The sequence below is a fragment of the Desulfonatronum thiosulfatophilum genome, assembly GCF_900104215.1.
GTDB classification, from domain to species: Bacteria; Desulfobacterota; Desulfovibrionia; order Desulfovibrionales; family Desulfonatronaceae; genus Desulfonatronum; species Desulfonatronum thiosulfatophilum.
Genome location: NZ_FMXO01000014.1, coordinates 120,529 through 128,028, shown reverse-complemented (window position 1 = coordinate 128,028; position 7,500 = coordinate 120,529). Strand labels below are relative to the sequence as shown.

Below are 7,500 nucleotides of genomic sequence, written 5' to 3'. Positions count from 1 at the left end.
ATTGGTACGTGCAGCAGCGGTTTGGTCGTTTTCTGACGACCAGGAGCCAACGGCGCAGCCGACGTCTGGGTGAAGGTTCGCTGTATGCGGCCTTGCAAGGCCTGGGGTTGGTCTACCTGCGTAAGAGATACAAAAGCCGTCAACTCCTTGTGAATGCCTGTGGCTGAAAGATCATCGGAGAGCCGTATGCGGGAAAACCGCACGTACGGTTCGACGAGGGGGCGCTGATGTCCGGAATGCATATCAGTAGACACGTAGTAGTCGCGTGCGACGAGGCGTTCGGTAAAAGTCCTGAGTGACGAAGGAATTAGCGCTCTACTCTACACAGGCTGGATAAAAAAAGGGTTCCGGCTAATTAACCGGAACCCTTGATTTTGCTTGGTAGCGAGGGAGGGACTTGAACCCCCGACTCTGCGGATATGAGCCGCATGCTCTGACCACCTGAGCTACCTCGCCCTTGAGGGAGTGCCTCCCGAACAAGAATTTGGCTATTTATAGGATCGAACAGATTTTGGCAAGTGCCGAAATGCGAAAAAAACGATACGGGAAGCAGATTGCTTGTTCAGGTTGTGAATGGACTGAATAAAGGGAAAGAGGGCTACAAATGCCATTGAAGAAATACTCCCACAGCCAACAGGTTTGGATTCGCAACGGAATTTAAAAAACCAAAATCAATTCTCAACCCATCATCCCAATAACCAATAACACCTCACCCCTCCTCCCTGATCAGATCGATGATCACCACTTCCGGCTTTGCTCTGACGCGCATCGGCGGGCCCCAGGTGCCGGCGCCGGTGGTTACGAACAGATGGCTTTGATCCTGTTGGAAATGTCCGGCGATATATTTGTGCTGCAAACGGACGAACCAGTGAAAGGGATAGATCTGCCCGCCGTGGGTGTGGCCAGCGACCATCAAGTGGATTCCCAAAGGCACTGCCTTTTCTTCCCAAGCCCAGGGGCGGTGGGTGAGCAGGATCTGAAAATGCTCGGGAGAGAGTTCCGGAGCCAGATTTTCAAGATGTTGGATTATGAATTGGGGTTCCATTCGGCCCCAGGTCGGGTCGTCGATGCCGATCAGCTGGATGCCGGAATGACGCAAGATCAGCGTCTCGTTGCGCAGGAGGGTGATCCCGGCCTGGTCGTGAAACGTCCAGGTGGGATGGATGCCGACATAGGATTCATGGTTGCCGAGCACGCCGAAGACACCGAGAGGTGGATCAAGGTTCGCCATGACAGCGGCCTTGGGTTCCAGCCATTCCGGATGATCATTGATCTGATCGCCGGCCAGGAGCACGAGGTCCGGCTCCAGGTTTTGGATAAAGGCTACCAGCCGTTCCACCCACGCTTGGCGGGTCATGACGCCAAAGTGAGTATCGCTGATCAGCACGATGCGTGTGTCCTCGGCCACCAATGGCGTCTGGATGCGGATCTGTGGAACCTCCCACTTTGTGGCTGCGTACAGGCCGTAACCAACGATCATGAAGCCCAGGATCAGAACCGCATGAAATTGGAGCTTGCCTCTGGGAAACCAGGCGGTCTGCGATTTTGGCAGCAACCCGACGATTATTTCAAGGATGTAGCTCAGGAACTGGAGCCAGAACAGGTAGAAAGCGAGCCCCATCCAGACAAAGACCAGCCACCAGAGGGTGCGTACCAAGGGCTGGGGCCAATCAACAGGAATCTGATAGGCCAGAAACGGCGTCAGGGTCAGCGCCAGAGCCGCAGCCAATCCCAGAAGCCATGGCCGCCAACCGATGCCGAGCTGTACCCCGACCCTTGCCCAGACCAGCAGATGCATGGAAAAGTAAACCAATGCTGCGATGAGAAAAAAAGTCATGTCATTGTTCTCCGTGAGTCACGGCTGAATCTTCACCTTCACTTCTTATGCGTCCTCGCTTCCGACCTTTCCCCTTGTCTGTTTGATCTTGCCTCGCTCCTTCTTTTGTTCCATCCGTCGCCGACGCGCAGCCAGGGTCGGCCTGGTGGCCCGACGTGGTTTGGGCGCTTGGCTGGCTGCGGCGATCAGATCGGCCAGCCGTTGCAGGGCATCGGCCCGGTTGCGTTCCTGGGTCCGAAAGCGGCGGGCCTCAATGATCAGTTCGCCTTCCTCGGTCATCCTTTTTCCGGCCAGTCGGATCAACCTCCGTCGCACCTCGTCCGTCAGTAGCGGGGTGGAGTGAACGGCAAAACGGAGGCGCACGGCCGTGGAGACCTTGTTCACGTTCTGCCCACCGGGGCCGGACGCGCGCATAAACTCCAGCTCCAGGTCCGGAGAACGTTCGAGTTCTTCAGAGGTAATGGGAGTATGATTCTTCTGTCGTTCTTCCGCATCCATGCTCATATTCTTATCCATACACTCTGCGCATCCGGCGCTCAACCAGGCCCGCCAGGGAGGAGAAGCTGAGGGTTACGGTCAGATAAAGAGCAGTAATGGTAATCATGATCTCAAAGGTCATGTAGGTTGAGGCCATCAGTTCCAAGCCTTGGAAGGTCAGTTCCTGCACGCTGATGACCGAGACGATGGCCGTGTCCTTGATGGTCGCGATGAACTGTCCGGAAAGCGGCGGGATGATCCGGGACAGGGCCTGGGGAAAGATGACGTGGCGCATCTGCTGCCAGGAGGACAAACCCAGCGCATAGGCAGCCTCGCGCTGGCCCCGCTCTACGGACTGGATCCCGGACCGGACGTGCTCGGTGATGTAGGCTCCTTCGTAGACAGCCAGGGTGAGCAGGGCGGCCAGAAAATTGGGCATCCGGTCCACGGGCACGGCCACCCAGGGCAGCAGATCCCTGGCCCAGTCCGGGAGGTTGCGCAGCAGGGCATCCACTCCCAGGAAAGACATTAACTGGTCCGCCAGGAAAAAATAGAAAATGAAGATCAAGACCAGCGGCGGGATGTTGCGCACCACTTCCACATACGTCCAGGCAACCATGCGTGGAAACAAGGCCTTGCTCGATCTGGCCAGGCCCATCACCGTGCCGATGAGCGTGGCCAGAAGCATGGTCCAAAAGCTGAGGCGTATCGTGGTCAGCAAACCTTGGGTAACCAGCCCCGGAACCCACCGCCCGGCGGCCTCGTCCCAGCGCAGCAGATAGTTGGCCAGCAAATGCCACCGCCATTGGTACTCCATGGTGGTCGTGACGCGCCAGACGAAAAAGACCCCGAAGGCGATGATCGCCAGGATCAGGACGGCGTCGAGGGTGGTGAAGCGGGGTTTCTTCTGGGGCATGGGCTAGGGGCAATGGGTTCTGGGCTAGGGGCAATAGGTTATGGGTTATGGGTTATGGGGGTTATTCGACTTGATCCTTCCAGTCCATGGTTTCGAACCAGAATTTATATCGTTCCTGGATCCAGCCTTCGCCGGTGATCTGGAGAATCCAGCTGTTGACGTAGTTGAGCATGTCCGGGTCGCCTTTGCGCATGGCGATGCCGACGGGTTCACGGGTCAGGTTTTCCGGAATGGGCTGGAAGAGTCGATCCGGATTCTTAATCGCTTCCTGGGACGGCAGGGGAGCGTTGCCGATCAGGGCATGAGCACGGCCCATGAGCAGTTCCTGGACGGCCTGGGGCTCCTTTTCAAAGTACTTGCGCTGGGCATCCGGGAAGAATGTTTCCGCGGCGCGCTGGGCCGTGGTGCCGGTGCGGGCGACGATGATCACGCCGGAGTTGTTGAAGTCCTCCAGGGTGGTGAAGCCGGCGGCTTTATCCCGATGGGCAACCAGGGATTGGCCGGTGAAGTAGTAGGGCATGCTGAAATAGACCTGCTGGGCGCGGTCGGCGCGGATGCTCATGCCGCCGATGAGCAGGTCGAATTTGCCGGTCATCAGGGCCGGGATAATTCCTCGCCAGGCCGTGGGCACGAGTTCGACGCGCACGCCCAGATCCTCGGCGAAGCGCCTAGCAACGTCGATTTCAAAGCCGATGAACTCCCCGGTCTTGTCCTGCATGGCCCACGGCACAAAGGTGTCGAAGCCCACGCGTAGGGCTCCACGTTCCATGATCCGGGTCAGGGCGCTTTCGCGGGTCAGTTCCTGGGTGATGTTCCGGGCCTGAGCCGTGACGGCTATGCAGAGGAGCAAGGCGGCCATCAGGGCCGTACGCAGCAGATTGCGACAAATTTTCATTTGTTGTTCTCCTTGGTGGTTAAGGTTGATTCTTCAAAGCCAGGCATTGGTCCGCACAGGATCTGGCTGAGAAAGGCTCGGGTGCGTTCCTGGCGGGGACGGCTGAAAAAGTCCTGCGTTTCGGCCTCCTCCAGGATCCGGCCGTTTTCCATGAAGACGATCCGGTCGCCGGCCTCGCGGGCAAAGCCCATTTCATGGGTGACCACGACCATGGTCATGCCGTCGAAGGCCAGGCCCTTCATGACTTCCAGGACTTCGCCGATGGTCTCCGGGTCCAGGGCGCTGGTGGCTTCGTCAAAGAGCATGACCTTGGGATGCATGGCCAGAGCCCGGGCAATGGCCACCCGTTGCTGCTGCCCGCCGGAAAGGCGGGCCGGGTAGGCGTGGGCCTTGTCCGTGAGCCCGACCCGTTCCAGCAGGCCAAATGTCGTCTCTTCGGCGTCCTTGCGGGATTTTTTCCGGACCTGGACCTGGGCCAGGTTCACGTTCTGCAGCACGGTCATGTGCGGAAACAGGTTGAAGGACTGGAAGACCATGCCCACCTCGGTCCGGATGGTCAGCCGGTTCCGGGGACTATCATCCAGGGGAACCTCGTCGATGGTGATCGATCCGGAGTCGATATCCTCCAGGCCGTTCAAGCAGCGCAGCAATGTGGATTTGCCCGAACCAGAGGGACCAATGACCACCACCACCTCGCCCTGGCGAACGGTGAAGGAGACATGGTCCAGGGCGCGGAACCCGCCGGGGTAGGTCTTGACGATGTCCCGGACGACGATGATCTCTGGACCTATGGTCTTCTTCGGCGGGGTGATCGACTTTTGGGTGCTTGTCTGCATGGTCTTGCTCAAGTTCATGTTTCTGTTGAAGCCTATGCTGTTCACATCGAGCGTCACTGCTCTCTGGAGCGCATCCGTTTGCCCAGTTCGGCCACCGCCATGGACAGGGGGAAGGTGATGGCCAAATAGATGGCCGCCACCGTGAACCAGACCTCGAAGACCATGAAGGTGTCCGAGGCGACGATATTGCCCTGCTGGGTCAGTTCGTAGATGGCGATGGTGCTGGCCAGGGAGGAATCCTTGATCAGTGTGACGCCGACGCCGGTCAGGGGCGGCAGAATCCGTCGGATGGCCTGGGGAAAGATCACCTTGCGGTAGGTGTCCCTTTGAGAAAGGCCCAGACTGTAGGATGCCTCCCATTGCCCCTTGTGGATGGAGACGATTCCCGCCCGGAAGATTTCCGAGGCATAGGCGCCTTCAAAGAGCGACAGGGCCAGCACGGCGGAGCCGAAGGCGTTCAGCCCCAGGACCGGTCCGATGACATAGTAAATGAAAAAAATCTGGGTCAGAAGCGGAGTGTTGCGGATGAATTCGATATAGCATTTGGCCACCAGTCTGGCCGTGAATGAGTCGGAGAGGCGGAAAAGAGCTGCTGTGAGGCCGAAAAACAAAGCCAGAATCAGGCTCAGGCCGGAAATCTTGAACGTGACGATCAGTCCCTGGAAAAGCGGCCCGATGATCCAGCCGTCCTCGGTGATCTGGAGCAGATACCGGGACATGCGATACCATTTCCACTGGTATCCCATGCTCTGCTCTCCACTGGCAATGAACCAGGCCAATGCCCCCATGAGCAGGGCGTAGAGCAGGAAATCTCGATAATGATTTACTGCAAAGCGGATGGGCCGAATGGCCATTGAGGTCACGGATTGATCTCGCAGGTCTGGAGAATGATGTCGTTGGGAGCTGAATCCAGGCTGGTCTTCGTATTGGGAGGAATGGGGAAAGAAGCGAGGGGAGTCGTTTGAGAGTCAGGCAGAATCGGCAACCCCGGGAACACGAAGTTGCGTCTTTGAATCATATCGCTTCGACAGCCGCCGGGTCCGAAAAAAATCTTTGCAGGAGCGGGCAGACGGTTGGGACGATATGGAATGATGCGAAACAGGCAGGCACGACAGGACATGATACTTTTGGATAAGATTCATGTCCTTGAAAGTCAAATCTATGCTATTTGGTGGCGTTTATAATTACAACTCCAGCATGCCTCTGATTCCGGTGAAGACGATCTGCGCGGACAGGGCGGAGAGAATCAGACCGGTTAGCTTGGAGAGGATGGTCAGCCCCAGTCGCCCCACGACTCGTTCAATGGTGTTGGCGGTCATGAGCATCAACCCCACTGAAAGGCTGGCGCAAATGAAGGCGATGATGCTGATGGCCCGTTCCGTCAGATCTTCGGCGCCGGCGCCAATGACCAGCAGGGCGCCCACCGTGGCCGGGCCGATGGTGATGGGGATGGCCAGGGGCACCACGCTGATGTCGCCGTCCGATTCCTGGGCCGGCTCGACCCTGGTGCCCCGGACCAGGGACACGGCGGAGAGAAAGAGCAGAGCGCCCGCGCCGATGCGAAAGGCATCCAGAGTGATGCCGAATACATTGAAGATGGCGTTGCCGGCAACGGAGAGGATGCATCCGGTAATGGTCACGGCCAGGGTGACCCGACGGGCCAGCCGCCTGCGTGCGGGAATGCCCATTTCCTTGGTCATGGACAAAAAAGCGGAGAGGACGAAAAAGGGCGTGAGCAGGAAGAAGAGCATGATGTACACGCTCAGGAAGAGATTGAAATGTTCGGTCATGGGATCAGGCGCTGAAGGGGATGACGTAAAGCAGCACGGCGAAGAAGTGCAATACGCTGCCGGTCAGGACGAACAGATGCCAGATGGCGTGGTGATGGGGCAGCCTGCGCCAGGCGTAGAAGACGATGCCTCCGGTGTAGGCCAGGCCTCCCAGGGCCAGAAGGAGCAGGCCGTTGGGATGAACGGCGTTCAGCAGCGGATTGGTGGCCACGACCACAGCCCAGCCCATGCCCACGTAGAGCAGCACGGACAGCACCCGGAAGCGGCGCCAGGGAGTCAGCTGGAGGATGATGCCCAGCAGGGCGAGCCCCCAGATAGCGCCGAAAAGCGACCAGCCCCAGGGCCCGCGCAGGTTGACCAGGGTGAAGGGAGTGTAGGTTCCGGCTATGAGCAGGAAAATGGCGCAGTGGTCCACGATCCGCAGGATCTTTTTCGCGCCGGGATGGGGGATGCCGTGATACAGGGTGGAGGCCGTGTACAGCAGGATCAGCGTGGAACCGAAAATGCTGCAGCTCACAATATGCCAGGCATCGCCGTAGCGGCCGGCCAGTCCGGTCAGAACCGCCAGCCCGGCAATGGACAGCACCACGCCCAGGCCGTGGGTGATGCTGTTCGCGACCTCTTCACGCAGGGTGTATCTTCCGGAAATGTCCAGGGCGACCATGGTCTCTCCCGCTTGTAACTGGTTATGGACAATTGGTTGATGAAAGTTCCGGATGCCACGGGTGATACGAAAAGACGTGGACCGG

At 58.4% G+C, this 7,500-nt stretch carries 8 protein-coding genes and 1 tRNA gene; all 9 read right to left on the bottom strand.

Features of this window, described 5'->3' with window-relative positions; genetic code table 11:
• Positions 1 to 379: 379 nt before the first annotated feature.
• The 9 genes from BLP93_RS12630 to trhA all read right to left on the bottom strand — a co-directional run bounded on the left by BLP93_RS12630 (position 380) and on the right by trhA (position 7,415).
• Positions 380 to 456, bottom strand: a tRNA-Met gene (locus BLP93_RS12630).
• 253 nt (positions 457 to 709) lie between these two features.
• Entirely contained in the window at positions 710 to 1,837 is a 1,128-nt protein-coding gene (locus BLP93_RS12625; RefSeq protein ID WP_092122266.1) for a metallophosphoesterase, read from the bottom strand.
• Positions 1,838 to 1,882: 45 nt separating this feature from the next.
• Complete coding sequence (gene arfB, locus BLP93_RS12620) at positions 1,883 to 2,353, bottom strand: alternative ribosome rescue aminoacyl-tRNA hydrolase ArfB (RefSeq protein ID WP_244148747.1); 471 nt, start codon at positions 2,351 to 2,353, stop codon at positions 1,883 to 1,885.
• Complete coding sequence (locus BLP93_RS12615) at positions 2,346 to 3,230, bottom strand: amino acid ABC transporter permease (protein ID WP_092122263.1); 885 nt, start codon at positions 3,228 to 3,230, stop codon at positions 2,346 to 2,348. The genes arfB and BLP93_RS12615 overlap by 8 nt, the downstream gene beginning before the upstream one ends.
• 61 nt (positions 3,231 to 3,291) lie before the next feature.
• Positions 3,292 to 4,125: a transporter substrate-binding domain-containing protein gene (locus BLP93_RS12610; RefSeq protein ID WP_092122260.1), complete on the bottom strand. Its 834-nt coding sequence runs from the start codon at positions 4,123 to 4,125 to the stop codon at positions 3,292 to 3,294.
• Entirely contained in the window at positions 4,122 to 4,961 is an 840-nt protein-coding gene (locus tag BLP93_RS12605) for an amino acid ABC transporter ATP-binding protein (RefSeq protein WP_092122297.1), read from the bottom strand. The genes BLP93_RS12610 and BLP93_RS12605 overlap by 4 nt, the downstream gene beginning before the upstream one ends.
• A 53-nt stretch (positions 4,962 to 5,014) precedes the next feature.
• Positions 5,015 to 5,815 (bottom strand): amino acid ABC transporter permease, encoded by an 801-nt coding sequence (locus BLP93_RS12600; protein ID WP_092122257.1) that lies wholly within the window; start codon positions 5,813 to 5,815, stop codon positions 5,015 to 5,017.
• A 330-nt stretch (positions 5,816 to 6,145) separates the two neighbouring features.
• Positions 6,146 to 6,751 carry a MarC family protein gene (locus BLP93_RS12590; RefSeq protein WP_092122252.1) on the bottom strand — a complete coding sequence of 202 codons (606 nt, stop codon included), beginning with the start codon at positions 6,749 to 6,751 and terminating at the stop codon, positions 6,146 to 6,148.
• Positions 6,752 to 6,755: 4 nt separating this feature from the next.
• Entirely contained in the window at positions 6,756 to 7,415 is a 660-nt protein-coding gene (trhA, locus tag BLP93_RS12585; RefSeq protein ID WP_092122249.1) for a PAQR family membrane homeostasis protein TrhA, read from the bottom strand.
• Between the last annotated feature and the right edge of the window lie 85 nt (positions 7,416 to 7,500).